Annotated in this window: 21 protein-coding genes, 2 tRNA genes and 2 pseudogenes; 10 read left to right on the forward strand and 15 right to left on the reverse strand. The window is 40.2% G+C overall.

What is annotated here, in order from left to right; genetic code table 11:
- Nucleotides 1–555, reverse strand: a pseudogene (locus E0H82_RS16645) (hypothetical protein); the annotation flags it as partial.
- Between the two features lie 288 nt (nucleotides 556–843).
- Nucleotides 844–987, reverse strand: a pseudogene (locus E0H82_RS01805) (transcription elongation factor GreB); the annotation flags it as partial.
- A gap of 367 nt (nucleotides 988–1354) precedes the next feature.
- Between E0H82_RS01805 and E0H82_RS01810 the strand changes: the two are divergent.
- Entirely contained in the window at nucleotides 1355–2467 is a 1113-nt protein-coding gene (locus tag E0H82_RS01810; protein ID WP_131262737.1) for a transglycosylase SLT domain-containing protein, read from the forward strand.
- A 64-nt stretch (nucleotides 2468–2531) separates the two neighbouring features.
- On the opposite strand, the gene E0H82_RS01815 is transcribed toward E0H82_RS01810, so the two are convergent.
- Together E0H82_RS01815 and ttcA are read right to left on the reverse strand one after the other, a co-directional pair.
- Nucleotides 2532–2915 (reverse strand): SCP2 sterol-binding domain-containing protein, encoded by a 384-nt coding sequence (locus E0H82_RS01815; protein WP_131262738.1) that lies wholly within the window; start codon nucleotides 2913–2915, stop codon nucleotides 2532–2534.
- Between the two features lie 228 nt (nucleotides 2916–3143).
- Nucleotides 3144–4067: a tRNA 2-thiocytidine(32) synthetase TtcA gene (ttcA, locus tag E0H82_RS01820; protein WP_116763451.1), complete on the reverse strand. Its 924-nt coding sequence runs from the start codon at nucleotides 4065–4067 to the stop codon at nucleotides 3144–3146.
- Nucleotides 4068–4561: 494 nt separating this feature from the next.
- On the opposite strand from ttcA, the gene E0H82_RS01825 reads away from it, so the two are divergent.
- On the forward strand, nucleotides 4562–5434 hold the full coding sequence (locus tag E0H82_RS01825) for a lytic transglycosylase domain-containing protein (RefSeq protein ID WP_131262739.1): 873 nt from the start codon (nucleotides 4562–4564) through the stop codon (nucleotides 5432–5434).
- A gap of 130 nt (nucleotides 5435–5564) precedes the next feature.
- On the forward strand, nucleotides 5565–6470 hold the full coding sequence (gene htpX / locus E0H82_RS01830; RefSeq protein WP_131262740.1) for a protease HtpX: 906 nt from the start codon (nucleotides 5565–5567) through the stop codon (nucleotides 6468–6470).
- Nucleotides 6471–6534: 64 nt separating this feature from the next.
- Here htpX and E0H82_RS01835 read toward each other — a convergent pair whose 3' ends face one another.
- Both E0H82_RS01835 and E0H82_RS01840 read right to left on the reverse strand, forming a co-directional pair.
- On the reverse strand, nucleotides 6535–7122 hold the full coding sequence (locus E0H82_RS01835) for a DUF4112 domain-containing protein (RefSeq protein ID WP_131262741.1): 588 nt from the start codon (nucleotides 7120–7122) through the stop codon (nucleotides 6535–6537).
- 275 nt (nucleotides 7123–7397) lie between these two features.
- Nucleotides 7398–10496, reverse strand: a complete 3099-nt coding sequence (locus E0H82_RS01840) for a multidrug efflux RND transporter permease subunit (protein WP_131262742.1) — start codon at nucleotides 10494–10496, stop codon at nucleotides 7398–7400.
- Between the two features lie 425 nt (nucleotides 10497–10921).
- Here E0H82_RS01840 and E0H82_RS01845 point away from each other — a divergent pair, with 425 nt between their 5' ends.
- Nucleotides 10922–11296: a diacylglycerol kinase gene (locus E0H82_RS01845; RefSeq protein ID WP_131262743.1), complete on the forward strand. Its 375-nt coding sequence runs from the start codon at nucleotides 10922–10924 to the stop codon at nucleotides 11294–11296.
- A gap of 117 nt (nucleotides 11297–11413) precedes the next feature.
- On the opposite strand, the gene E0H82_RS01850 is transcribed toward E0H82_RS01845, so the two are convergent.
- From E0H82_RS01850 to E0H82_RS01870, 5 genes are all read right to left on the reverse strand, one after another.
- On the reverse strand, nucleotides 11414–11608 hold the full coding sequence (locus E0H82_RS01850; protein WP_131262744.1) for a hypothetical protein: 195 nt from the start codon (nucleotides 11606–11608) through the stop codon (nucleotides 11414–11416).
- Nucleotides 11609–11766: 158 nt separating this feature from the next.
- A complete protein-coding gene (gene groL / locus E0H82_RS01855) occupies nucleotides 11767–13401 on the reverse strand; it encodes a chaperonin GroEL (RefSeq protein ID WP_131262745.1) in 1635 nt (544 codons plus the stop codon).
- A 60-nt stretch (nucleotides 13402–13461) separates the two neighbouring features.
- Nucleotides 13462–13752, reverse strand: coding sequence for a co-chaperone GroES (locus E0H82_RS01860; protein ID WP_116763434.1), 291 nt, complete (start codon nucleotides 13750–13752; stop codon nucleotides 13462–13464).
- A gap of 195 nt (nucleotides 13753–13947) precedes the next feature.
- Complete coding sequence (locus E0H82_RS01865) at nucleotides 13948–14706, reverse strand: metallophosphoesterase family protein (protein WP_131262746.1); 759 nt, start codon at nucleotides 14704–14706, stop codon at nucleotides 13948–13950.
- Nucleotides 14687–15619 carry a diacylglycerol/lipid kinase family protein gene (locus E0H82_RS01870; protein WP_131262747.1) on the reverse strand — a complete coding sequence of 311 codons (933 nt, stop codon included), beginning with the start codon at nucleotides 15617–15619 and terminating at the stop codon, nucleotides 14687–14689. Before E0H82_RS01870 ends, E0H82_RS01865 begins: the two co-directional genes overlap by 20 nt.
- Nucleotides 15620–16032: 413 nt before the next feature.
- On the opposite strand from E0H82_RS01870, the gene E0H82_RS01875 reads away from it, so the two are divergent.
- Both E0H82_RS01875 and E0H82_RS01880 read left to right on the forward strand, forming a co-directional pair.
- Nucleotides 16033–17865: a phosphoenolpyruvate carboxykinase (GTP) gene (locus tag E0H82_RS01875; RefSeq protein ID WP_131262748.1), complete on the forward strand. Its 1833-nt coding sequence runs from the start codon at nucleotides 16033–16035 to the stop codon at nucleotides 17863–17865.
- Nucleotides 17866–17963: 98 nt separating this feature from the next.
- Nucleotides 17964–18329, forward strand: a complete 366-nt coding sequence (locus E0H82_RS01880; RefSeq protein WP_131262749.1) for a hypothetical protein — start codon at nucleotides 17964–17966, stop codon at nucleotides 18327–18329.
- Between the two features lie 91 nt (nucleotides 18330–18420).
- Here the strand turns inward: E0H82_RS01880 and glpD are convergent, their stop codons facing one another.
- Entirely contained in the window at nucleotides 18421–19932 is a 1512-nt protein-coding gene (glpD, locus tag E0H82_RS01885; RefSeq protein WP_131262750.1) for a glycerol-3-phosphate dehydrogenase, read from the reverse strand.
- A gap of 367 nt (nucleotides 19933–20299) precedes the next feature.
- Here glpD and E0H82_RS01890 point away from each other — a divergent pair, with 367 nt between their 5' ends.
- Together E0H82_RS01890 and E0H82_RS01895 are read left to right on the forward strand one after the other, a co-directional pair.
- Nucleotides 20300–21619 carry an MFS transporter gene (locus E0H82_RS01890; protein ID WP_131262751.1) on the forward strand — a complete coding sequence of 440 codons (1320 nt, stop codon included), beginning with the start codon at nucleotides 20300–20302 and terminating at the stop codon, nucleotides 21617–21619.
- A gap of 129 nt (nucleotides 21620–21748) precedes the next feature.
- The gene (locus E0H82_RS01895) at nucleotides 21749–22180 is read left to right on the forward strand and encodes a hypothetical protein (RefSeq protein ID WP_131262752.1); all 432 of its coding nucleotides are present in this window, start codon (nucleotides 21749–21751) and stop codon (nucleotides 22178–22180) included.
- A gap of 26 nt (nucleotides 22181–22206) precedes the next feature.
- On the opposite strand, the gene E0H82_RS01900 is transcribed toward E0H82_RS01895, so the two are convergent.
- Both E0H82_RS01900 and folD read right to left on the reverse strand, forming a co-directional pair.
- A complete protein-coding gene (locus E0H82_RS01900; RefSeq protein WP_131262753.1) occupies nucleotides 22207–22875 on the reverse strand; it encodes a class I SAM-dependent methyltransferase in 669 nt (222 codons plus the stop codon).
- Nucleotides 22876–23175: 300 nt separating this feature from the next.
- The gene (folD, locus tag E0H82_RS01905; RefSeq protein WP_131262754.1) at nucleotides 23176–24024 is read right to left on the reverse strand and encodes a bifunctional methylenetetrahydrofolate dehydrogenase/methenyltetrahydrofolate cyclohydrolase FolD; all 849 of its coding nucleotides are present in this window, start codon (nucleotides 24022–24024) and stop codon (nucleotides 23176–23178) included.
- A gap of 152 nt (nucleotides 24025–24176) precedes the next feature.
- On the opposite strand from folD, the gene E0H82_RS01910 reads away from it, so the two are divergent.
- Nucleotides 24177–24250, forward strand: a tRNA-Cys gene (locus E0H82_RS01910).
- A 13-nt stretch (nucleotides 24251–24263) separates the two neighbouring features.
- A tRNA-Leu gene (locus E0H82_RS01915) sits at nucleotides 24264–24349 on the forward strand.
- Nucleotides 24350–24504: 155 nt separating this feature from the next.
- Here the strand turns inward: E0H82_RS01915 and E0H82_RS16780 are convergent.
- The gene (locus tag E0H82_RS16780) at nucleotides 24505–24684 is read right to left on the reverse strand and encodes a WYL domain-containing protein (protein ID WP_416224487.1); all 180 of its coding nucleotides are present in this window, start codon (nucleotides 24682–24684) and stop codon (nucleotides 24505–24507) included.
- Nucleotides 24685–24755: the final 71 nt, after the last annotated feature.

Consider the following 24755-nt stretch of genomic DNA (forward strand, 5'->3'; position numbering starts at 1 on the left):
TAAAGACTTTATTAAAAAATTTTTATCAGCTCTTTCAGTAATAAACATATCTTGCCAAGATTCTTTATTTAACTTACCAAACTCATTAACTTGGCATTTATAGACAATGAGATATAAATATATTTTCTCTAAATAGGTTAAATTAAATATATTTTTTTTAAAGAGAAAATTATATTTATCTTCTATGATTGATTCTATTTCACACAAAACTTCTTGTGCTAATTTATCAGTTTCCTTTGCTAAGCATGTATTACATTCAAATAGAGATTTTATTAATTTTTTATAATCATTTCTCAATTTAATTTTAAAAATTCCCCCACAATTTTGACATTTAAAATGATCAGACTCAGATGTAATATAACTATACTTTGAAACCGAGGCTTCTAGTATATGCAAACTTTTAAAACCATATTTTAATAACAGTTCTTTCGTAGAATATTTAAAAGCTGATAATTCTTTATTTAGTTCCCAGTAATCCTGAATAAGTGTTAAATAATTGTTACATTCATCTCCTACATGATATACGGAGAAATCTTTTGTATTCATCAATAACATTTTTTTCTCTTCTTAAAAAGAACATTCTATTTCAGTGTACTAGTCATCATAAGATGTGGCATTAAAGTGCTAAATTCATCAATGTAACCCCCTGACAGAGCTGCTACTTTAGCTTACTAATCACTCAATTATCTTGTTTAATGTTTTTTATACACCACTTCACAATAAGATCAAAACAAAAAAATAGTACATTAACAATAGTATAAAGAAATAGTTTATATACTAATTATAACTCATTATTTTATAATAATATAAAATTAAATAGTATGAAAATAAGGGTTATTTAGTATAATCCGCATTTTCACTTCGATCACCAAGGCTAGCAGCCCAGTTCACTTTTTTGGTAATTTCTGGGCGTTCTTCACGCCATAAACGCTGCAATTCGGCCACCAATTTATCGTGTCCAGAACGTGTAATTAAGTTAGATTTCATATTGCAAATTGTCTTTTCAAAGTACGAAACAGATACATTTTTAAGCTATTTTATGCCCAATTTCACTACAACAAAAGGGTATAAAAATAATTTATTAATTAAATTATATAGTTACATTACATTTTTTCACTATTTTTTATACTAAATTTGACAATCTAAATTTCCGACTTTATTATGCCCTCATCTTCTGTTTAGTGTACTTTTTAACCTATGTGGTTTTTTACTGCATAATTTCCTTTTTTCCCATGTCATTTTGAATGACGTCCATGACTGCCCACCCCTTATTGAATTTATCAAACTTTAAAGAAGTTTAAGGCCTCGTTTGCTTTGGCTTTTTAGGGCATAAATTACTTGTAGCGGAGACAACATGCACAGTAGTTCACCTTCTGGGTCGAGGCTTAGCCTTAACTCATTAACTTTCTCTCTCCCTTTAAAAGCCTTAGCACTCACCGCAGCCTTAATTCCGTTTCATACAATTAATGCTAGCAAGGCTTACCAATATGACGCTGTTGTTAATAACAACAAACTCACAGTGGTTGGTGTAGAAAATCCATCGACTGTTTTTAAAGATGGACAGTATTTACATGGCTTTGGTTATGACCTTGCGCGTAATTATGCTGACAGTATGAATGTTGAACTGGTGTTTACCACAGTTCCTGATGATGCCACGGCATTAAAATTGGTTGATCAAGGTAAAGTAAACTTTGCCATTACTACCTCAAGCATTCAAAAAATTGAAAGTAAAAAACTGACCTCGTTTTCAGCCACCTGTGGTGACTTATATAGCCTACAGAAAAATGGCTTAAATACTCAATTGAATTGGGTATTTAAACATGCGGATGACCCTTTGACTCAAACTGCCAGTGGTTTTGTTTGTCAAGGTAAGCAAACGGGTTCAATTAGCCAATTGGCTTCTTTTTATAATCGTAATGTTGTACAGGCCGAGTCATGGGATTCTATTGAACGTGATCTCACCAAACGTATGCCGATTTATAAAGCCAGTTTCCAGCGTACAGCCGAGAAATATGATCTCGATTGGCATTTCTTGGCAGCCATTGGGTATCAGGAATCGTATTTAAAACCCGATTCAATTTCGCCCACAGGCGTACGCGGTATCATGATGCTGACCAATAGCACAGCCAAAGCGATGGGTGTAAGTAACCGCACCGATCCCGCTCAAAGTATTCAAGGTGGTGCGAAGTATTACGACCTTATGCTCAGCAAGTTCGAAGAAGTGCCGTATCCAGATCGTAACTGGTATGCCTTGGTCGCTTATAATATGGGACCAGGTGCCGTAGATCAGATTCAAAAGCGTATCAGTGCTCAAGGCAAAGATCCGAATAACTGGGTAAACCTATATAGTTATTTAGATGGTCATAAAGCACAAAATGGTCGCTATCGCCAAGCAGTACAATATGTCACGCGTATTCGTTCTTACTTGGAATACATCAAAAACACGCCTCAATTGGTGAATATATAAATAGTCATGAATTGAAGGTAGAAAAAAAGCTTACCCATGGGTAAGCTTTTTTTCTGCGAAAAACTTAAGCTGTATGCTCAAGTACTTTCTTAAATAAATCCTTTTGTTCTTGGCTTGGTTTTGCGGTTTGCAACGCCATCAATTGTGACATATCACCTTGAACTTTGATTTTACCTGTCATGAATGCTTGCATCGCAGCAGCCATATCAAACTCTAAGAATACTTTACGAAGTGTATCAGCATCCATATTGAGCGTTGTTTTGGCATTTGAAGACAAACCTTTTAAGATTTTGCCGCCATCTAATGCCAATTCGGTATTACCACTCGTATCTGTCACAACCAAGTTAATGGCTAAATTTGCCAAAGCGGGTGGCAAATTCAAGTCCCCTGCTTGTGCAGTCAAAGTTTCTACAGTTGAAAACCAATCATCAGTTAAAAAGGCAGGCATGATGTTTCCTCAAATTTATTTGTTCATTTTGTGTCGCCTATCCAGTCGACATCATTGTGAAGCTAAATACACGTGGAGATTGTTATAGCATGTATATCTTACATGTGCCTAAAGTTTTTTGTACGTACCGTTCATATTTTATATTTCTTATACAAAGATGATCAAAATCATCTACATAAAAAAACACCAATCATGGATTGGTGTTTTTTATTGGCCTAAATGACAAAATTATTCAACAGCAAAGCCAAGATTAACCATATTAATGCGTTTGTTCTCAGGTTCAGCTTCAGTCGAACAACTTTCGCCTTTAAAGTCGAATTCACGTTGTGAATCGAGCACCTCAAAATCAAACAGTTCACGATCGGCCAATTGGGATGGTGAAACGTTCTGTAATGCACCAAAAATGCTGTGTAAACGCTTCGGATGCTCCTTGTCCCATGTACGCAACATGTCATTTAACATTGCGCGTTGCAGGTTTTCCTGCGAACCACATAAGTTACATGGAATAATTGGGAACTGACGCATTTCTGCATATTTAATAATGTCTTTCTCTTCCACATAGGCCAGTGGACGAATCAAAATGTTCTTTTTATCTGTAGACAACAATTTTGGTGGCATGGCTTTTAAGCTACCGCCATGGAACAAGTTCAGGAAGAAGGTCGCTAAAATATCATCACGGTGATGTCCGAGCGCCACTTTGGTTGCACCAATCTCTTGTGCAAAGCCATACAACGAACCGCGACGTAACCGTGAACACACCGCACAATAGGTTTTCCCTTCTGGGGTTAGACGCTTAGTAATGCTGTAAGTGTCTTTTTCCAAAATATAGTAGGGAATGTTATTTTCTTCTAAATAACGCGGTAATACATCTTCAGGAAAACCCGGTTGCTTTTGGTCAAGGTTTACCGCAACCACGTCAAAGTTAATCGGTGCAATACGTTTAAACTGCAATAAGATGTCCAGCAAGGTATAACTGTCTTTACCGCCAGAAATACAGACCATGACCTTATCGCCGTCTTCGATCATTTTAAAATCACGAATAGCATGCCCCACTTGGCGGCGAAGCTTTTTTAACAAACGATAGTAGGCAGAGCTGGTTGGGAGTTCTGGCTTGAAATTAAACCCTTGTTCGGACTCAACTGGCGAGTACATAGACACGATTAACCCATAAATGAAAATACCGCGCAATTTTATATGATTCGCCAAGCAATCGCATCTAAAGAATGTAAATTCTCATGACCGAATCTACTTGTCATTTTTTCGTATTACTTAAAGGGTAAATTTGAACGTTGCAGTTCATTTTTTCGCCCAAATGCTTATCTTTTGGACTTTTCCACAGTTGTCCACAAAAGCTGTGGATAACTTTGTGGATTTCAAAACACTTGACAGGTGATGCTTCCCATAGTCTAAGGCTTCTATTTAAATTGATCATTTTTTGATCAATTTTATTTTAATTAAATATCAATGGCTTACCATAGTCAAGCAATCCCGATTAAAAATAAATTAATTTTTTTTTTGATTATTAACTCCGCAATTAAGCTTGATTTTTACAAAGTCATGAAAAATAAAATCCAGTAACGCTTTTTATCTAAGCGTTTTTTGCTAAACTTAGCTTGACTGTTTGGGGACAGAAAAATTGATAAAAAATGAAAAATAAATGGCATAACATGCAAGCTTACCTTCTTGGCTGTGCATCTTTAGTATTGATAAGCCCAGCCTGCGTTGCTGGCGAAACCATTTATCAATTGACCGATTCGAATGGTACAACCTTGCTCACCAATAAAAAAAGTAAATATAGCCATTTGAAAGTCGAAAAAAAAACCTATTATCCCGACAGTAACATGCACAGTTATAGTAACTGGGGAAATTCAGAATCCTCGGTTTTACCCAGTTATAACCGTAATCGAAATGCTTTTGACAGCATGATTCGTCAAGCTGCCCAAACCCATGGAATTTCTGAAGGTTTAATTAAAGCAGTAATGCATACTGAATCTGGCTTTAATGTCAATGCTCGCTCGCCTGTGGGTGCTTTAGGCTTAATGCAACTAATGCCCGCAACTGCACGTCGCTTTAATGTTTCAAATGCCTATGACCCTCAGCAAAACATTATGGGGGGGGCAAAATATTTAAGCTGGTTACTCAAACGTTTTAATGGCAATACCTCTTTAGCACTGGCTGCATATAATGCAGGCGAAGGTAATGTCGACAAATACGGCGGTATCCCTCCATTTAAAGAAACCCAAGACTATGTACGCCGTGTGAGCAGTCGTTATAGCAATCTGTATTCAGGTGGTCTGATCAGCAGTGGTGGCAGCTCAGGGAAAATCGTTGCCCAATCTGTAAATTACAGTCCGAATCAAACCAATGCTCAATCGGCACAGGCACAGTCCATTCCAAACCCGTCGTCCAGAAATGGGCAGCGTGAGATCATCATCGCAGCGGATGGTAGTTATACTGATGCACCAAGAGCAGGCTCATATTCGACTGAGCATGCGTCTGCATCTGCACGAATCTATTAATGGAAAAATGTTATTTTTCGCGACGAATCACGATTTTTTCTTGAATTTTTGCAATATTCACCGCATATTGATTCTTATGATTTATCAGTTATAAATCAGATTATATTTCTATATTAAGAGGATTTTCTCAATGATGCGGATTGGTTTGTTCTTGCTAACCAACCTCGCGGTACTGGTTGTAGCTGGCATTATTTTGTCACTCTTCGGTGTCGGTAGTTATCATGGCGCGGGTGGCTTGAATCTAGGCAACCTTTTAGTCGTCTGTTTCGTGTTTGGTATGGTTGGATCTGTAGTGTCTCTGTTCATGTCGAAATGGATGGCAAAAAAAACAACTGGCACTGAACTTATTGACCCTAATGCTCCACGTAGCCAAGCAGAGGTTTGGTTGCTACAAACAGTTGCGGAATTGTCTCAGCATGCTGGTATTAACATGCCAGAAGTGGGTATTTTCCCATCTTACCAATCGAATGCATTTGCAACAGGTTGGAATAAAAATGATGCGCTCGTAGCTGTCTCTACAGGCTTACTTGAGCGTATGAATAAAGATGAATTGCGTGCGGTACTGGCTCATGAAATTGGTCACGTTGCCAATGGTGATATGGTCACACTGGCATTGATCCAAGGTGTCGTTAACGCCTTTGTCATGTTCTTTGCTCGTGTTGTAGGCGATTTTATTGACCGTAATGTCTTCGGTCGTGAAGATGGTGAAGCCCCTGGCTTAGCTTACTTCGGTATTACAATTGTTCTCGACATCGTCTTTGGTATTTTGGCTTCTGCCATCGTGATGTGGTTCTCACGTCATCGGGAATACCGTGCTGATGAAGCCGGTGCGCGTTTAGCAGGCAAACAAGCCATGATTTCTGCCTTATTACGCTTACAAGCAGAATCAGAGCTTCCAGACCAAATGCCAAAAGAAATGAAAGCATTTTCAATTGCAGAAGGTAAAGAACAAGGATTTAGCTTAGCAGCCTTATTTCAAACTCACCCAACAATTGAACAACGTGTAGCAGCCTTACAACAATTAGACTGTGCATAAACTTGATTTTAAAGATTCAAAAAAAGCCTCCCACATGGAGGCTTTTTTTATGCTAAGAATTAACTTATGACCAGTTTTGATACCAAGCCCATACTATGGTAAATCCAAACCACGTTGCCAATAGCAGACCAATAATAAAGACCAGACCCACTAAATCTGGAATATGTAACCATAACCAAGCAATAACAGGATGACGCCAAAATGCCGAATGCTGTTGTTTCACTTCTAATTTTTCATGTAAATAAGGATGGACCACGTGTGCAGTATCGCGGATTTGATATTCCTCACGAATATGCTCATGCACGATATCCAGTGCTTTACGGCTTGGACGAATAAAAATATCAAATAACGTCCCTGCAATCGGAATAAATCCCACCACCAAATCCATTAGCGCCAGTTTATACACCACATTTAATTTATGTTGTGGCACCCCAATTTGCTTGGCTTTGTAAATTGCATAACAGGTTAAGGCAAAACCTGCGACATCTCCCGCTATAGGAATGGTGCCTAAAGCAGCATCTGCCCCCACACCCTGCTTGGTAAAAGGAATACGAATCACTGAATCCATGAGATTGGCATATTTAGCCAAATCACGCTCTAAACGAATCACTTCTTGCGGTGTTTTTTGGGTAGCTCGCTGCTGTTCAGGCATGTTCATGTCGGCATGATGTTGATTTCACTACAGCTTAAAGCATTTTTCTTGCGAATGCCGTAACAAAGGGTTATTCAAAATTCCAGAAAATTAAACCACTACTTTCCATTCATCTAGCAGAATAGTCGTCAAGCATGAATCAGCAGTTTGTATGAACTTTGCCATTACATGGTTTCGTAGGTGAATCACTTGCAACATGAAATTTTAGAAATCTCTCCATGCTCATACTGCTGCCGGATTTACAAAGCATAGAAAACCATCAACAGTTCGAAGCACTATAATTGCTGATTTTTCACACCAACAATGGAACGAATCAATACATACATAAAGGGAATAAAAATCAATACCAAGACTGTCCCAAAAATCACACCGCCTAAGACGCTAATGCCTATTTCCTGACGACTTGCCGCCCCTGCACCAAAGGCAAATACCAAAGGAATAACCCCAGCACCAAAAGCCAAAGAAGTCATCAAAATTGGGCGTAAGCGCAAACTCGCCCCCTCCATGGCCGCTTGCATCACCGTGAGACCACGTGTTTGCGCCATAGAAGCAAATTCCACAATCAAAATGGCATTTTTACAGGACAGGCCAATTGTAGTGAGTAAGGCAATCTGGAAATAAATGTCATTTGGAAAGCCTACAAAATAGCTAAAGAGAATATTTCCTCCAATGCCTAAAGGAATAGCACTCATCACAGCTGTGGGAATCGTCCAGCTCTCATACAGCGCAGCCAAACATAAAAAGATAAAACCAATCGAAATTAAATATAACCATAATGCCTGATGACTTGATTTCTGCTCCTCAAAAGACAGTCCACTCCATGCCAAGTCAATATCGGGCTGCTGCTCTACCAGTTTCTGAATATCGCTCATGGCAACACCTGAACTGACATTCTTGGCTGTATCAACTTCCATCTCTAAAGCGGTATAGCCCATAAAGCGTTTTACGACTTCAGGTCCACCACCCCAGTTGACGTTGGCAAAACTGGCAAATGACACCATCTGGTTGGCATCATTGCGGACATACCATTGTTGCAAATCTTCAGGTTTCGATCGATATTCGGCATCTCCCTGCATCATCACGCGTTTGACCCGCCCACGGTCAATGAAATCATTCACATATGAGCCGCCCCACGCAGCCGATAAGGTACTATTAATAGCAGACTGAGATAAACCTAGAGCCAATGCTTGTTTTTGATCAACCTTGACTTGTAACTCAGCTTTATCGGGGTTTGCTTTGTTATCCAGATTTTCAAAGCTCTTATAGTGTTCTGTAGCAGTTTGTAATTTTTTAAATTCCGCATCTAAGAATTGACGTCCATTGCCGTTAATGTCTCGAATCCAGAACTCTAAACCATCAGTTTGTCCCAAACCACTGACTGAAGATGGCATATTCACCATAATCTTGGCATTACGATTCTGACGGAAATGCTGCATCGCCCGTTCACGTATGGCTTGGGCTGAGTTATGTCGACCACTTCGTTCATCCCAATGTTTCAAGGCAACAAAACCCTGCCCTAAATTCTGTCCAGTTCCAGAGTAATTACGCCCATAACGCACCATCACCAAATTGACATTGTCTTTTTCTTGACTCAGAAAATACTCGCGAATTTCCTCACCGACTTCACGACTTTTAGATAACGGTGCGCCATTGATCAGCTCAAATTGCACACTTAACATGCCCTGATCTTCGCTCGGAATAAAGCTGGTCGGTAAGGCACGGTAGAACAAGGCAAACACGGCGATTAACGCAGTAAATATTACCAAACTGATGCGTTTATGATGTATGGTCAATTTCGTAAGTTTAAGATAATGTGTTTTTAACTGGTCTAACTTTTGATTGAACCACACTGCCCATTTTTTCTGCTTATTGCTGGGCTGCAAAATTAAAGCGCATAGGGCTGGCGTTAACACCAAAGCCACCATTAAGGAAAGCCCCATTGCAGCCACTAAAGTGATAGAAAACTGGCGATAAATTACCCCAGTTGACCCACCAAAAAATGCCATGGGAATAAATACTGCAGTCAGTACCAAAGTAATCCCTATTAAAGCACCACTAATTTCCTGCATGGATTCAATGGCAGCATCTTTGGCAGACAAATGCTGTTCGTGCATCAGACGCTCCACATTTTCGACCACCACGATGGCATCATCTACCAATAAACCAATTGCTAAAACCAAAGCAAATAGCGTTAAGGTATTAATGCTCATACCTAAAACATAGAGTATTGCCATCGTGCCCAAAATCACCACAGGCACGGTAATAGTTGGAATCAGGGTTGCACGCCAATTCTGCAAAAACAGAAACATGACAATGACCACCAGAATGACCGCTTCAAACAGGGTTTTGACGACTTCCTTAATCGACTCTTGCACAAACGGCGTATTATCCCGCGGATAAACAATTTTATACCCCGCGGGTAATTTACTGGATAAGTGCTCAACCTCAGCTTTAATCAGTGCAGATGTCGCAAGTGCATTTGCTCCAGAAGATAAAGAGATCCCCATCCCTGCCGATGCAAAACCATTAATGGTATTAAAAGATTGATAGTTTTCCGCACCTAACTCAATTCGAGCCACATCTTTCAAAAAAACGAAACTACCATCACGGTTTGATTTCACAATAATCTGTTCAAATTCAGGCACAGTTTTAAGCCGAGATCCCGAAGTCACTTTTGCATTCAGATATTGATTTTCGACTGTGGGTAAATCGCCAATGCCGCCCGCTGCCACTTGGGTATTCTGTGCTTCAATTGCGCTACGAATATCGGATGGCATTAAACTATATTGCTTAAGTTGGCTCGGATTCAGCCAGATACGCATGGCATATTGTGAGCCAAATACATCAACTTCACCGACACCGTCAATACGGGCAATGTCTTGCTCCAAATGCGTCATCATATAATCAGACAATTCTATATTGTCACTACGACCAGAGGCATCATACAAGCCAATCACCATATGGGTATCCCCCAGTGATTTATAGACATTTACGCCTTGGCGCTGTACATCTTCTGGTAAACGACTGACGACACCGTTAATTGCATTTTGTACTTGTACCTGTGCCGTATCGGGGTCTGTGCCATTTTCAAAACTGATGCTAATTCGACTACGTCCAGAAGAATCACTGCTGGAACTAAAATATAAAAGATGATCGATCCCTTTGATTTGCTGTTCTAAAATTTGCGTAACACTTTCCTCTACAGTTTCCGCAGATGCACCTGTATAAGTTGCACTCACAGTAATTCGTGGTGGCGCAATATCGGGATAACGTTCTACTGGCAAATTCAGAACGGCAAAAAGCCCCAAAGCCATCACAATAATTGCAAGTACACCAGCAAAAATAGGACGTTGTATAAAAAACTTAGACAACATAGGTTTGCGCCACTTAAAAATTAGAATTCAAAGGAGGAAGAAAAACTAGCAAATTTATGTTGATATTCAATGACCCAACCATAAAACACAATCATTATTAACATAGTTACGGATTTATTATTCAATTATGTAGAAATGATGAAGATCCATTCCTTCCACCCTATAATTTTTTAATCAATCATGCAAATCAAGCTTCAATCCAATGTCTGCTCTATGTTTTTCAATACATAAAACCAATGCCAACTTGAATATAATGCTGAACTTAAAGGATGAATATCTCTTTATTCCAAGCCAAGTTACAACTTTTTGCTCATTTGATTGAGCGTAATTCATGCTAAACTGGACATACATATTTTTGTATGTTTTAAGCCCACTTTAATCTATCGGGGCTATTCTCTTCTCTACCTTGAACGATCCAATCCATCATGAGCGAATATTCTCCCCTTAAAGGTAAAACTGGTTTTAAACGAATTTTTAACGCAACCCACTATTCTATCGCTGGCTTTAAAGCTGCTTTTCAACATGAAGCCGCTTTTCGACAAATTATTTATATCAATCTTATTTTAATTCCCGTCACGTTTTTTCTTAACGTGAGTCGTAGCGAACAAGCCATTCTCATTGCAGTCTGTCTATTGGCAATTATTGTTGAACTCTTCAACTCTGCCTTAGAAGCCATTGTCGATCGCGTTTCTTTAGAACGTCATCCCTTGTCTAAAAATGCCAAAGATATGGGCAGTGCTGCACAATTTGTTGCTTTAAGTATCATTGCTGTCACTTGGACACTGATTTTATGGGGTTAAAGTACGCTTAAGGAATATGTTCAAAATCCAGACTTATCCCTACCCATAAGCGAAATAATTCGACTTGAGTTGAACACTACGTTTTGGCAAAAATGTACTTCATTTATAGGTACGGACCTAACCGAATGTCAGCGTACATTCTTCTGTAATGGCTTCAAGATTGTATCCATCAACACATAGTTGACAAATTTTAACCTCTCGCTGTGAAAGCTGATCATGTTGCTTTAAACAATCACTGGCAAGTTGATAATGCTTATCTGGCTCAGTTAAAAATACCACCATCTTCTGTTCTGTCTGCTGTTGATTCGGCAAGTTTTGCCAATCACTGAAAAATCAGACTGCCTTGATACTCTTTTAATATTTTTTTTTATTGTTTTAGAATCTTTTTCTAACTCAATTAAACCGATAAAAATAAAAAAATCCCCACATCAAGTGGGGATTTTTTTAGATCTGTGAATCTGGGGTGCAGATTACATCATGCCGCCCATACCACCCATGCCGCCCATATCTGGCATAGCTGGTTTGTCTTCTGGAATGTCAGTGATCATGCATTCAGTGGTGAGCATTAAACCAGCAACTGAAGCAGCGTGTTCAAGTGCAGAACGCGTTACTTTAGCAGGATCAAGAATACCCATTTCTAGCATGTCGCCATACTCAGAAGTAGCAGCGTTATAACCGAAGTTACCTTCACCATTTTTCACTGCGTTGATCACAACTGAAGGCTCATCACCCGCATTCGCAACGATTTGACGAAGTGGTGCTTCAATTGCACGACGTAAAATATTGATACCTACGTTTTGATCGTCATTCGCACCGTTTACGCCATCAAGCGCAGCAGCAGCACGTACGAGTGCAACACCACCACCAGCGACCACGCCTTCTTCAACCGCAGCACGCGTTGCATGAAGCGCATCGTCAACACGGTCTTTCTTCTCTTTCATTTCAACTTCAGTCGCAGCACCGATTTTAATCACTGCAACACCGCCAGCCAATTTAGCTACACGTTCTTGAAGTTTTTCTTTGTCATATTCCGACGTAGATTCTTCAATTTGTGCACGGATTTGAGTAACGCGTTCAGCGATTTGAGCTGCATCACCAGCACCATCTACAATCACAGTGTTTTCTTTAGAAACCGTGATTTTGTGTGCAGTACCTAAATCTTGAAGAGAAGCTTGCTCTAAAGACATGCCTACTTCTTCAGAAATAACAGTCGCACCCGTCAAGATTGCGATGTCTTGAAGCATTGCTTTACGGCGGTCACCAAAGCCAGGCGCTTTCACTGCACATACTTTAATAATGCCGCGCATGTTGTTTACAACAAGTGTTGCTAACGCTTCACCTTCAACATCTTCAGCGATAATTAAAAGTGGCTTGCCTGTTTTAGCAACAGCTTCAAGTACAGTAATCAATTCACGGATGTTGCTGATTTTTTTGTCAACAAGCAAAATGAACGGGTTTTCTAATTCAGCTGTTAAGGTATCTTGCTTGTTTGCAAAGTACGGGCTGATGTAACCACGGTCAAACTGCATACCTTCAACAACGTCCAAAGCATCTTCAAAGCCTGAACCTTCTTCAACAGTAATTACGCCTTCTTTACCCACGCGTTCCATTGCTTGTGCAATGAGTTTACCTACAGTTTCGTCAGAGTTTGCAGAGATTGAACCCACTTGTTCAATTGCTTTAGTATCAGAAGCAGGTTTTGCTGTTGCTTTAATTTCAGCAACCAATGCTTTAACTGCAAGGTCGATACCACGTTTCAAGTCCATTGGGTTCATACCCGCAGTTACAGACTTGATGCCTTCATTTAAAATTGCTTGAGCAAGTACAGTTGCTGTTGTTGTACCGTCACCTGCGATGTCATTGGTTTTAGAAGATACTTCACGAACCAATTGAGCGCCCATGTTCTCAAATTTATCTTTAAGAGAAATTTCTTTCGCAACTGTTACACCATCTTTAGTGATGTGCGGTGCACCGAAAGAACGGTCGATAACAACGTTACGACCTTTAGGGCCTAAAGTTACTTTTACAGCATCTGCAAGAACGTTAACGCCTGCAATCATTTTAGAGCGTGCTGAATCACCAAATTTTACGTCTTTAGCTGACATTTATAGACTCCGAAATTTTTTAATCTTTACTAATCTGAGATTGAACGAGTAAGGACAGAATTAGCCTTCTAATACAGCTAAAATGTCAGACTCTTTCATGATAAGAAGTTCTTCACCTTGTACTTTTACAGTTGTACCTGCATACGTACCGAACAATACTTTGTCGCCAACTTTTACATCTAAAGCGCGAATACCGTTGTCCGTGATTTGACCATTACCTACTGCAATAATTTCACCTTGTGCTGGCTTTTCTGCTGCAGAACCTGGCAATAAGATACCGCCAGCGGTTTTCGTTTCTTCTTCAACACGACGAATAACTACACGGTCATGTAATGGACGAATGTTGCTCATAAATAACTCCATCAGACTAAGTCTATTAAGATGACTGATGACGACTTATTTATTCCTTTGGTCATCATCAAAATGAATTTAGATGACACTTTTGTGGGGATGGAAAAGAACGCTTCAAGGGCTGCTTTAAAAAAAAAGCATCTTTTTTGTATTTTTTTTAGGCAACACGAATGATTCGTCGATTAATTCAGCAATTTATACCAATTCAAACTCTAAATGTTGAAGGCTAAATTGATAATGTCGTACATCTGCCTGTTCATCAATCACATTAAAACTATTACTTAAAGCATGGTGTAAACGATAAGACGTTGCTGTTCCTGCATGAATATCCAACACAGGATGCCCAACATTTAAATGGTATAAATAATTTAAATCGAATACCGCTGACTGATGCAAATGACCATGCAGCAGTGCCTTTAAACCACTTTTACTCCAAACTTCCAATGCCATACGCCCAAGTACAGGACAGTCTTTAATGTCATGCGGATCTTCTGGCGATGCGTAAAAAGGCTGATGTGCTGCAATAATTTTTATTTTGTGCTCTGGTGCACGCTGTAATATTTGATCAATCTGCTGAATTTGCTCTAAAGAAATATGCCCGCGCGTATGGTAACGACGGCGGATACTGTTGACCCCAATCACATAAAAGTGCTCAGTTTCCAAGGTCATTTCCATATTGCCAAAAAACAATTGGTAGCGCGTAAAGGGATTAAAAATACGATCCCAAATATGGTACAGCGGAATATCATGGTTACCTGGCACCACCAAGTAAGGGCAATTCAGGCTGTCGAGGAATTGTTTACAGTGAAAAAATTCTCTATAGCGTGCACGTTGGGTTAAATCCCCGCTCACAACCACCAGTTCGGGCTGTTGTTCACGACAAAACCGCTGAATCGCAGTCAGACATTCAGGTCGCTCAGTACCAAAATGCAGATCAGACAGATGCAGCAGCATAAGGCACCATTATGTTAACTGCATTTTTTTGTACGGTGATATGCAGTGGAGGACGCATTTCTACAATTTCACCATCTAGTGCAACTGTTAATTTTTCACGTTGTGAAAAGACTTTGACATCGTCTGCGGCAAAACTATAAACATCAGGTGCTTTTTCTAGCTCACCACGAATCAACTGTAATAACATTCGAAATAAAGTTAATTTATCGCTTTTTGCCACGACTAGACCAGCAACTTGCCCCTGCTCTGCACATTTAGCAATACGTAATTTCATTTCCGCTAACTGTAGTTGATTATTACCAAAAAAGATTAAGGGGGTTTTTACAGGGTAGATTTTCCCATCCACTTCCACCTCTAGCTTCAACTCTTTACGATCTCGAATCAACACATCTAAACCCGAAGTGTAGGCATGTAAAGGAAAACGCCCAAACTTGGCATTATAGAGTTCACGGCGTTGAATGAATAAAGGATATAACCCCAAACTGGCATTATTTAAGTAAATTTGATCATTAATTTTAGCCACATGAATGGAGCGTATCTGCCCTGTAGTAATCACTTCAGCGGCTTGCATAATTTCAAGTGGAATATTCAAAACCCGAGCCACATAATTAAATGTGCCTAAAGGTAAAATACCTAAAGGGATGTTACTGCCTAATAGCGCTTTAGCGACTGAATTTAAAGTACCATCGCCACCTGCAGCAACAATAACACCTATACTATTTGAAGATTGATGACGTTGAATAATAGATTGCATCAGAGTAGGAAAATCTTTTTTTTCACCAAGCTCAAAAACCTGAATCTCAAAGCCTTGCTCTGTAAAATATGTCAGCAATTGCTCATAGATTTCTTCTTTATTACTGGCATGAAAACCAGAGCGTGCATTGTAAATAATGGAAAGGGGTTTTAAATTCATCCCGCAAATTCACTTCTATGAAGTATTTGCTCTAATTTTGTCCAATTTATCACCAATTAACAATGCCCTTATGCAAAATTCAAATTACCACCATTCATTTAATCAATAATAGTTCTCATAAAAAAAATACACATAAGTCATTGTATGTAAATAACATAATTTAAATAAATAATTTCCATAAACAAAATAAATACAAATAAAGTTTAAAAATATAAATCACAACACAATGATTTATAATAGAAAATCAAAAACACAATACAAATTATCAATATCTACAAGTAGATACGGGTGTCTTATTTTTTTCATCGTTTTGTGCTTTAATACTGCCACTTTTTTTTACTTTCATCTAGGTAACCTGATTACTTAGATTGGACTTTGTACAAAATTTGTACACTTTTAAGATAGGCCTCACCATGACCCAAGTGAACGCACCAGAATTCGTTCGTCACCCTAAGCTTATTGCATGGGTTGAAGAAATTGCGAAATTAACCAAACCAGCAAAGATTGAATGGTGTGACGGCAGCGAAGAAGAATATCAACGTCTTATCGACTTGATGATCGCTAACGGCACTATGCAAGCTTTAAACCAAGAAAAACACCCTGGTTCTTATCTTGCAAATTCTGACCCTTCTGACGTTGCACGTGTTGAAGGTCGTACATATATCTGTTCTGAAAAAGAAGAAGATGCTGGTGCGACAAACAACTGGGAAGCTCCTGCAGAAATGCGCACTCGTTTAAATGGTTTATTTGAAGGTGCAATGGAAGGGCGTACAATGTACGTTGTTCCTTTCTCTATGGGTCCTTTGGGCAGCCACATTGCACACATTGGTATTGAATTAACAGACTCACCTTACGTTGCTGTAAGCATGTCTAAAATGGCACGTATGGGTAAAGCCGTTTATGACGTTCTTGGTACTGATGGCGAGTACATTCCTTGTATCCACACTGTAGGTGCACCACTTGCAGAAGGACAAAAAGATGTTGCATGGCCTTGCAACCCTGAAAAATACATCGTTCATTATCCAGAAACTCGTGAAATTTGGTCATACGGTTCTGGTTACGGCGGCAATGCATTATTGGGTAAAAAATGCTTGGCACTCCGTATTGCATCAGCAATGGGTCGTGAACAAGGCTGGTTAGCTGAACACATGCTTATCCTTGGTGTGACTAATCCTCAAGGTGAGAAACACTACATCGCAGCGGCATTCCCTTCTGCTTGTGGTAAAACAAACTTTGCAATGTTGATTCCACCAGCTGGCTACGAAGGCTGGAAAATTGAAACTGTAGGTGACGATATTGCTTGGATTAAACCAGGTGAAGATGGTCGCTTATATGCAATTAACCCTGAAGCTGGTTTCTTCGGTGTTGCGCCTGGTACAAATACCAAGACTAACCCGAACTGTATGGCGACACTTCACAAAGACGTCATCTATACCAACGTTGCTGTAACTGACAACGGCGAAGTTTGGTGGGAAGGTCTTTCTAAAGAAGCGCCTGCAAACCTTACTAACTGGAAAGGCCAACCTCATACAGGTACTGAAAAAGCAGCTCATCCAAATGCGCGCTTCACCGTAGCTGCTGGTCAATGTCCTTCTATTGACGCTGACTGGGAAAATCCAGCTGGTGTTCCAATTTCTGCATTCATCTTCGGTGGTCGCCGTGCGGACACAGTTCCATTAATCTCAGAAGCATTTGACTGGGTAGATGGCGTGTACAAAGCTGCAACAATGGGTTCTGAAACAACTGCTGCCGCTGTTGGTCAACAAGGTATTGTTCGTCGTGATCCATTTGCTATGCTTCCGTTCGCGGGCTACAACATGGCAGACTACTTCTCTCATTGGTTAGAAATGGGTGCAGAAGTTGAAGCAAAAGCGAAAGCTGCGGGTAACAAACTTCCAGGTATCTACAATGTAAACTGGTTCCGTCGTGATGCTGAAGGCAACTTCGTATGGCCTGGTTTCGGTCAAAACATGCGTGTGCTTGAATGGATTATTGATCGTTGTGAAGGCCGTGCTGATGCAGTTGAAACTCCAATTGGTCGTGTGCCAACTTACGAACAGTTAAACTGGACTGGTTCTGACTTTACTCAAGCTCAATTTGACCTAATTACCTCTCAAGACAAAGAGCAATGGATCAAAGAAATTGAAAGTCACACTGAATTGTTCAATCAATTAGGTGAGCGTTTACCAGCTGCACTTAAAGCTCGTCAAAACGAACTTTTAGAAGCAGTTAAGCAATCTGCTTAAGTACAAAATAAAACTTAGAAAAAAGACCGTGTAAGCGGTCTTTTTTCTACCTATTTTATAAACTTTATAATTTAACAAAAACATAAAAGGGGAAATTCATGCTAAAAGCACTTACACTTACAACTTGTTTGTTTGGTTTATCTAGTCTTGCTCTAGCTAACACCGAAACAACCGAACAACCTACTCTGCATGTTTGTGCGATTAAAGGTACACCCGATTCCAATCAATTTCAGATTAAGAAGCGGATTAAAGTTGCGAAAGGGACTTATGGTAGCGTAGAAGAGCTCTACCCTCGCTTCGCCGAGCGTGCCCATCAAGTCGGTGGTAATGTGGTTATTAACTATAATGCAAGCCAAAGATTTGGTTTTTGGCCTTGGCGTATTGTACGCCCTGTAGTTTGGGGTACAGCCGTTAAATGGAATACGCCTGTAAACTGCCAACAACTTGGCGGTATCGAAATCTAAAGACTAGAAAGCCGCATACGCGGCTTTTTTTAATCAAAGATCCAACGCCGATTATAATTAAAAAATAATCCATACTTACTCAAAATTAAGACTACGCAGCTATTTCTTGTGCACGACGTTTATGTAAAGCAAGCAAATACTCGTCCAATCTAGCAATCTGGTCTTGGTCAAATTTTAAATACAGTTTGCTACGGCGCTTTAAAATATCTTCGCTACTCACCGCCCATTCATTCGCAACCAAATAATCCACTTCCTGCTGATATAAATCATGACCAAAATCCTGTCCTAATGCAGCAACATGTTCACAACTTCCAAGCATTCTCCATACTCGGGAACCGTAGCTATGCACCCAGCGCTCGACCAGAGACTTCGGCACGTCTGGTAAATATTGCTCTAGCTCTTTAACCAGACGCTCAGCATTAAAGAAGTTTTCTGCACCTGGCAACAAGGCTTTGGCCGTCCAGTCAGGTTTCAATTTACTAAAAAATGGTTTGAGCTGATGCATGGCAGATTCAGCCAGTTTACGATAAGTCGTAAGCTTGCCCCCATACACTGAAAGTAAGGGCGCATGCTGCTGTTGAGTCAATACCAAGGTATAATCACGCGTCATAGCAGATGGATTATCAGACTCATCATCGCACAATGGACGGACGCCTGAATAAGTTGAAATAATATCTTGGCGCGTTAATTGTTGTTGGAAATGTGCATTCATGACTTGCAACAAATAATCAATTTCACTTTCTGTAATTTCCACCTGATCTGGATTGCCCAAATAACGCTGATCCGTAGTCCCAATCAAAGTGTATTCATCTAAATACGGGATAGCAAAAACAATCCGCTGATCATCATTTTGCAGAATAAAAGCCTTATCTCCTGCATAAATTTTAGGCACAATAATATGACTACCTTGAATCAATCGAATACTATAAGCTGCCTGCATTTTTAAATTTTGCTGTATAAATTCGGTGACCCATGGCCCTGCGGCATTCACCAGAACTTTGGTACGAACAACGAAAGTCCCTTGTGTATTTTGTAATTGTACCGTCCAAATGTTTTGCTCTGCCTGCGCAGCAATACAGCGTGTGCGTGTTTGTATACTGGCGCCATTTTCATGTGCTTGAATTGCATTCGCAACGACAAGACGTGCATCATCCACAGCGCAATCCGAGTACTCAAAACCTTTGATGATTTCAGGTTTAAATAAACTGGTTTCTGGATCGAAATCAACCAGATTCGAAGATGCCAATTTTTCACGTTTGCCCAAATGATCATAGAAAAATAAGCCCGTTCGAATCAGCCATGCGGGCCGTAAATGTGGGCGATGTGGCATAATAAAGCGCATGGCACGAATGAGATGTGGCGCTTTCGCCATGAGGACTTCACGCTCAGCCAAAGCTTCTCGTACCAGACGAAACTCTTTATGCTCTAAATAACGTAACCCGCCATGAATCAATTTACTGCTGGCAGATGACGTATGGCCAGCCAAATCATCCTTTTCACACAACAAAACAGATAACCCACGCCCTGCGGCATCGGCAGCAATACCTGCACCGTTGATTCCGCCACCAATGACGACCATGTCATATATATGATGTTGATCCATATTCAGGCTCCTCTTATTTTGCGTGCTTTCAGCAACTTTTATTTTGTTTATATAATTCTCTACTCAATCCTAACAGAAAACCCAAATTGCAAGGCATTTATTGTCTAACCATTGCAGTAAAATGTGTTCTTTGCAAAGTCTTTACACATGTGTCATCAATTGCGGTTAGCCAATTCGATCTTGAATAACTCCTCAGTTACCACACACTTTATTGCGACTAAAGTCGAATGCGAAATCCATCTCAAGAGCGTATAAATAAATGTGAAAAGTATCATATTATTTCTCCTAAAAAATACATGTTTTTAAGTTTTTCTCCCACTGGAAAGAACTTAAAAGAATGTGTTTTGCCACAGCTTTGGAATTTCTTGTGTCAAACTCATCTCCACAAATTGCACACACGCCATTTGATCGAAAAACGCGTTTTAAATCTATTTTAGGGGGGTCCGCCGGTAATCTTGTAGAGTGGTACGACTGGTATGTCTACGCGGCTTTCACACTTTATTTTGCACCTGTTTTCTTCCCAGATGGCAATGAAACCGTCAAGCTTTTACAAGCAGCAGCCGTATTTGCCTTAGGCTTCTTAATGCGTCCTATTGGCGCTTGGATTATGGGCATTTATGCAGATCGAAAAGGGCGTAAAGCAGGTTTAACCCTATCCGTATCTTTGATGTGTGTTGGCTCACTAATGATTGCCTGCGCCCCTTCCTATGATGCTGCGGGAATGTTAGCGCCTGCAATTTTATTGTTTGCACGCCTATTACAAGGGCTCAGTGTCGGTGGAGAATATGGTTCGAGTGCGACTTACCTCACCGAAATGGCAGGAAAAAACCATCGCGGATTTTTCTCTAGTTTTCAGTATGTGACTTTAATTTCAGGGCAGCTTATCGCCCTGTGTGTACTGATTATTCTGCAACATACGCTTTCCGAAAAAGCACTACATGCTTGGGGATGGCGTATTCCCTTCCTGATTGGTGCCATGTTAGCCATTGTTGTATTTTGGATTCGTCGTGGACTGGTTGAAACCCAATCTTCAAAAGAAGCGCAAGAACAAGCCAAACAAGGTGGCCCAAAATCAGGGGCAATCGAGTTATTTACTAAACACCCTAAAGCTGCTTTTACTGTCATTATGCTGACTGCGGGCGGAACGCTCGCATTCAATACCTTTACCACTTATCTACAAAAATACTTGGTGAATACTTCTGGTTTTGACAAAAGCACTGCCACTGAAATTACCACAGCAGCCATCTTTATTTTTATGCTGATTCAACCTGCGGTAGGCGCCTTGTCAGATAAAATTGGGCGTAAACCAATTATGATCGCTTTCGGTATTTGTGGGGTTCTGTTTACCGTGCCGATTTTCAATCGTCTAGGAACGACCACTGATGCAACCACTGCATTCTGGCTCTGTATGAGCGGGATGGTTATTGTTACTGGATATACTGCAATTAACGCGGTCGTAAAAGCAGAATTATTTCCACCACACATCCGTGCCTTAGGGGTTGCACTGCCTTATGCGATTGCCAACACCATTTTTGGCGGTACAGCAGAATTGGTGGCTTTGAGCTTTAAAAATGCAGGACATGAAAGTTACTTCTTCTACTATATTACTTTCATGATTGGCCTCTCACTCATCACCTACGTCTTCATGAAGGACACTAAAAAACATAGTCTGATCACAGACCATTAAACGCTTAAAATAAGCACTGACGACCTAGCTTTATTTTGTTACAGGTGGGTCGTTTTACTTTGAATCACATCGTTATTTTCACGGGCTTATGTCATACTGTGCCCAAGAATAAAACACGGAACTTTCACCATGAAAAAAACGTTTCAATTTTTAGGGCTCGGTTTTATCGCTTTAGGTCTTGCAGCATGCCAAAGCACTCCCCAACAGTATAATGGTCAAGTTGGTTACCGTGTAGAAAGCCAAACAGCGGACTCAGCAACCCTCGCTTATACTTTAGCTGGTCGTCAAAATCAGGATCTGGATGCCAAAAAACTACAACGCACTTGCCAAAAGGTTTTAGGTACAAATAAAACCTTTAAACTGCAAATTCTCAGCGTGAATGAAGTTGCTAACCCCGCTGCGATAACATCCGATAGTTATGGTCGCCAAATTGGCAACTCACGCACGTCTATCGGTCTAAGCAACACGCCTGACTTACACAATGGCCAAGACTACGCAACGCGTCAGGCTTTAGAAGCACGCCCAAGCACCTTACGTATTGTACGTTATAGCTGCTCGTAAAATCCCCTCCAATAAGGCGCTATGCGTTATAGCGTCTTATAAAAGCTCACATTGCGAAACTCTTTTGCTTCATCCAAATCCGGCCAAGTTGTGGCACTACGTTCATCAATTTTCATATATTGGGGATGACTAAAATTTTTCACCCGACTGTCTGCCACCCAAACTTCGGGTGCAAATTTTAAGAATTCATCTAAGAAAAAACGGTTGCATTGGTCATACAACACATCTGCTGCCAACAGTACATCGACTTGTTCAGCTTGGTATAAATCATCTAAATATTCCAATTCGACCTGATTTAGCGCTGCATTTTCTTTACAGGCAGCCAAGCTAATGGAATCAATATCACAACAAATCACGCGTTTCGCACCCGCCATTTTGGCTGCAATCGCGACCACACCCGAACCAGCCCCAAAATCCAAAACCACTTTATCTTTCACGTGATGAGGCTCTGCCAATAACCACTGTACCATTGCTAATCCCGAAGCCCAGCAAAAAATCCAGTATGGGGTTTCACTCCAAATACGACGAATCACCTCATCATCTAGACGATCTGTTGGAAAGACAGGTGGAATAAGCCACAAAGAAATAGGAGTTTCTGGCAACTGTTGCGCCAATAGCTCCGCCTGAGGAATGACCTCATGCAATGCATCCAATAAATGTTGTGGTGCTTTCGCCATTTGAAAAGTACAGCTCATTAAATTTATAAACCTTTAACGCCATGCAAAATATACATCGTCCAGAAACAACGAATCGTATAGAAACAGGAATTTAAATACTATCATCGCTGTCGTTAGAATCAACAGATCAGGCGATCATAATCTAGCTACGTATGACTGAAAAGTAATAATCCGCTTAGTAAACCTCCACAATCACTCAAAGCGGCTTAAATAGAGGATTTTTTAACTAAGCTTAAAATTCTCCTTAATGGAATCTACCCCATAAAAAAAGCTGTATAGTTTTATGCTATACAGCTTTTTAGAAGCGCACTTAAAGTATTAGCCTAATGCTTTCTCTGCCGCTTCAACTGTTTGACGAATTAAAGTGGTAATGGTCATTGGACCTACACCACCTGGAACTGGCGTATAAGCAGATGCAATCTCTTCAATCCCTACCAATTGAATATCACCTACACCACCGCCATCACGCGGATGGAAGCCCGCATCAACCACAACAGCGCCTTGCTTAATCCAGTCTTTTTGAATCAGCTCAGCTTTACCTACCGCACCCACAATAATATCGGCTTGTTTAACAAACTCAGCAAGGTTTTGGGTACGTGAATGGCAAATCGTTACTGTTGCATTTGCTTCCAATAACATTGCAGCCATTGGTTTACCTAAAATTGCAGAACGACCAACTACAACGGCATGCTTACCTGCAATTTCAATGTTGTTTTCTTTCAGAATCGTCATAATGCCTGCTGGGGTTGCAGAACCATATGCCGCTTCGCCCATCGCCATACGACCAAAGCCAAGGCAAGTCACGCCATCCACATCTTTAGCAAGAGAGATTGCATCAAAACATGCACGCTCATCAATTTGCTCAGGCACTGGATGCTGCAACAAAATCCCATGAACATCAGGATTCGCATTTAATTTTTCAATTTCAGCCAATAATTGTTCAGTCGTAGTTTCCTTTGGAAGCTCAACTTTTAATGAATCCATACCTACACGACGGCAGGCATTTCCCTTCATACGTACATAAGTCGCTGATGCACCATCGTCACCGACCAAAATCGTTGCCAAAATTGGGGTACGACCTGATTTTGCTTTCAACGCTTCAACACGGGTTAACAAGTCAGTTTCAATTTGTTTCGCCAACGTACGACCATCTAAAACTAATGCCACAGCACATCTCCAAGGTAGATATGAATCAATTTTGCAAATAATACATGATTATTTAGGCAATTTTATTCTACATGCTGATTTTATGTTCATATGCGCTATTTAAAGTATTGTAATTTTTTTAAAGGTTGCTAATATGTGCATCAACAAGACATGGCGGGGTGGCAGAGTGGTCATGCAGCGGACTGCAACTCCGTGTACGCCGGTTCGATTCCGACCTCCGCCTCCAATCTTGTTAAAACGCCCGGGTGGTGAAATAGGTAGACACAGGGGATTTAAAATCCCCCGCCCTCAAAGCGTGCCGGTTCGAGTCCGGCCCCGGGCACCATTTTAATACTTCTTAAAATGGTGCAATAAAGAACCCAGCGAAAGCTGGTTTTTTTATGTCTAAAATATACCCCTTGTGCTTAACCCCTTCAGCAAAGCCTTCAAATTAAAATTAGATAAACTACAAAGCTCTGATTTTTTAAATTAATTATTTCGTTAAGTGATCAAAGATTGCTGCATATAAGTTTTCAATTCCTGAAAGAGATCTTCTTTTAAACTGCTTGGCTCAATAATTTGCACATAGGGAATCCAATAACGAACAAAAGGTAGCAATTGCTTCGGATGAGTTATGGAAATAGATAAGTGCAAATTTCCATTTTCCATTTCTTTGAGGATAGTCTGCTTGGGGAGTTATATTACATCTTCAAAACTACAGCCTTTTACCATATCTTGATTGCCAAGGAGTT

The sequence above is a fragment of the Acinetobacter sp. ANC 4910 genome, from assembly GCF_004331035.1.
Classification (GTDB): domain Bacteria; phylum Pseudomonadota; class Gammaproteobacteria; order Pseudomonadales; family Moraxellaceae; genus Acinetobacter.

Coding starts and splice junctions, on each gene's coding strand:
- E0H82_RS01835 (WP_131262741.1), bottom strand. CDS start 7,122: ATGCCTGAACAGCAGCGAGCTACCCAAAAAACACCGCAAGAAGTGATT.
- E0H82_RS01875 (WP_131262748.1), top strand. CDS start 16,033: ATGACCCAAGTGAACGCACCAGAATTCGTTCGTCACCCTAAGCTTATT.
- glpD (WP_131262750.1), bottom strand. CDS start 19,932: ATGGATCAACATCATATATATGACATGGTCGTCATTGGTGGCGGAATC.
- ttcA (WP_116763451.1), bottom strand. CDS start 4,067: ATGTACTCGCCAGTTGAGTCCGAACAAGGGTTTAATTTCAAGCCAGAA.
- E0H82_RS01865 (WP_131262746.1), bottom strand. CDS start 14,706: ATGCTGCTGCATCTGTCTGATCTGCATTTTGGTACTGAGCGACCTGAA.
- E0H82_RS01895 (WP_131262752.1), top strand. CDS start 21,749: ATGAAAAAAACGTTTCAATTTTTAGGGCTCGGTTTTATCGCTTTAGGT.
- E0H82_RS01810 (WP_131262737.1), top strand. CDS start 1,355: ATGCACAGTAGTTCACCTTCTGGGTCGAGGCTTAGCCTTAACTCATTA.
- E0H82_RS01840 (WP_131262742.1), bottom strand. CDS start 10,496: ATGTTGTCTAAGTTTTTTATACAACGTCCTATTTTTGCTGGTGTACTT.
- groL (WP_131262745.1), bottom strand. CDS start 13,401: ATGTCAGCTAAAGACGTAAAATTTGGTGATTCAGCACGCTCTAAAATG.
- E0H82_RS01880 (WP_131262749.1), top strand. CDS start 17,964: ATGCTAAAAGCACTTACACTTACAACTTGTTTGTTTGGTTTATCTAGT.
- E0H82_RS01900 (WP_131262753.1), bottom strand. CDS start 22,875: ATGAGCTGTACTTTTCAAATGGCGAAAGCACCACAACATTTATTGGAT.
- E0H82_RS01845 (WP_131262743.1), top strand. CDS start 10,922: ATGAGCGAATATTCTCCCCTTAAAGGTAAAACTGGTTTTAAACGAATT.
- htpX (WP_131262740.1), top strand. CDS start 5,565: ATGATGCGGATTGGTTTGTTCTTGCTAACCAACCTCGCGGTACTGGTT.
- E0H82_RS01815 (WP_131262738.1), bottom strand. CDS start 2,915: ATGCCTGCCTTTTTAACTGATGATTGGTTTTCAACTGTAGAAACTTTG.
- E0H82_RS01860 (WP_116763434.1), bottom strand. CDS start 13,752: ATGAGCAACATTCGTCCATTACATGACCGTGTAGTTATTCGTCGTGTT.
- E0H82_RS01825 (WP_131262739.1), top strand. CDS start 4,562: ATGAAAAATAAATGGCATAACATGCAAGCTTACCTTCTTGGCTGTGCA.
- E0H82_RS01870 (WP_131262747.1), bottom strand. CDS start 15,619: ATGAATTTAAAACCCCTTTCCATTATTTACAATGCACGCTCTGGTTTT.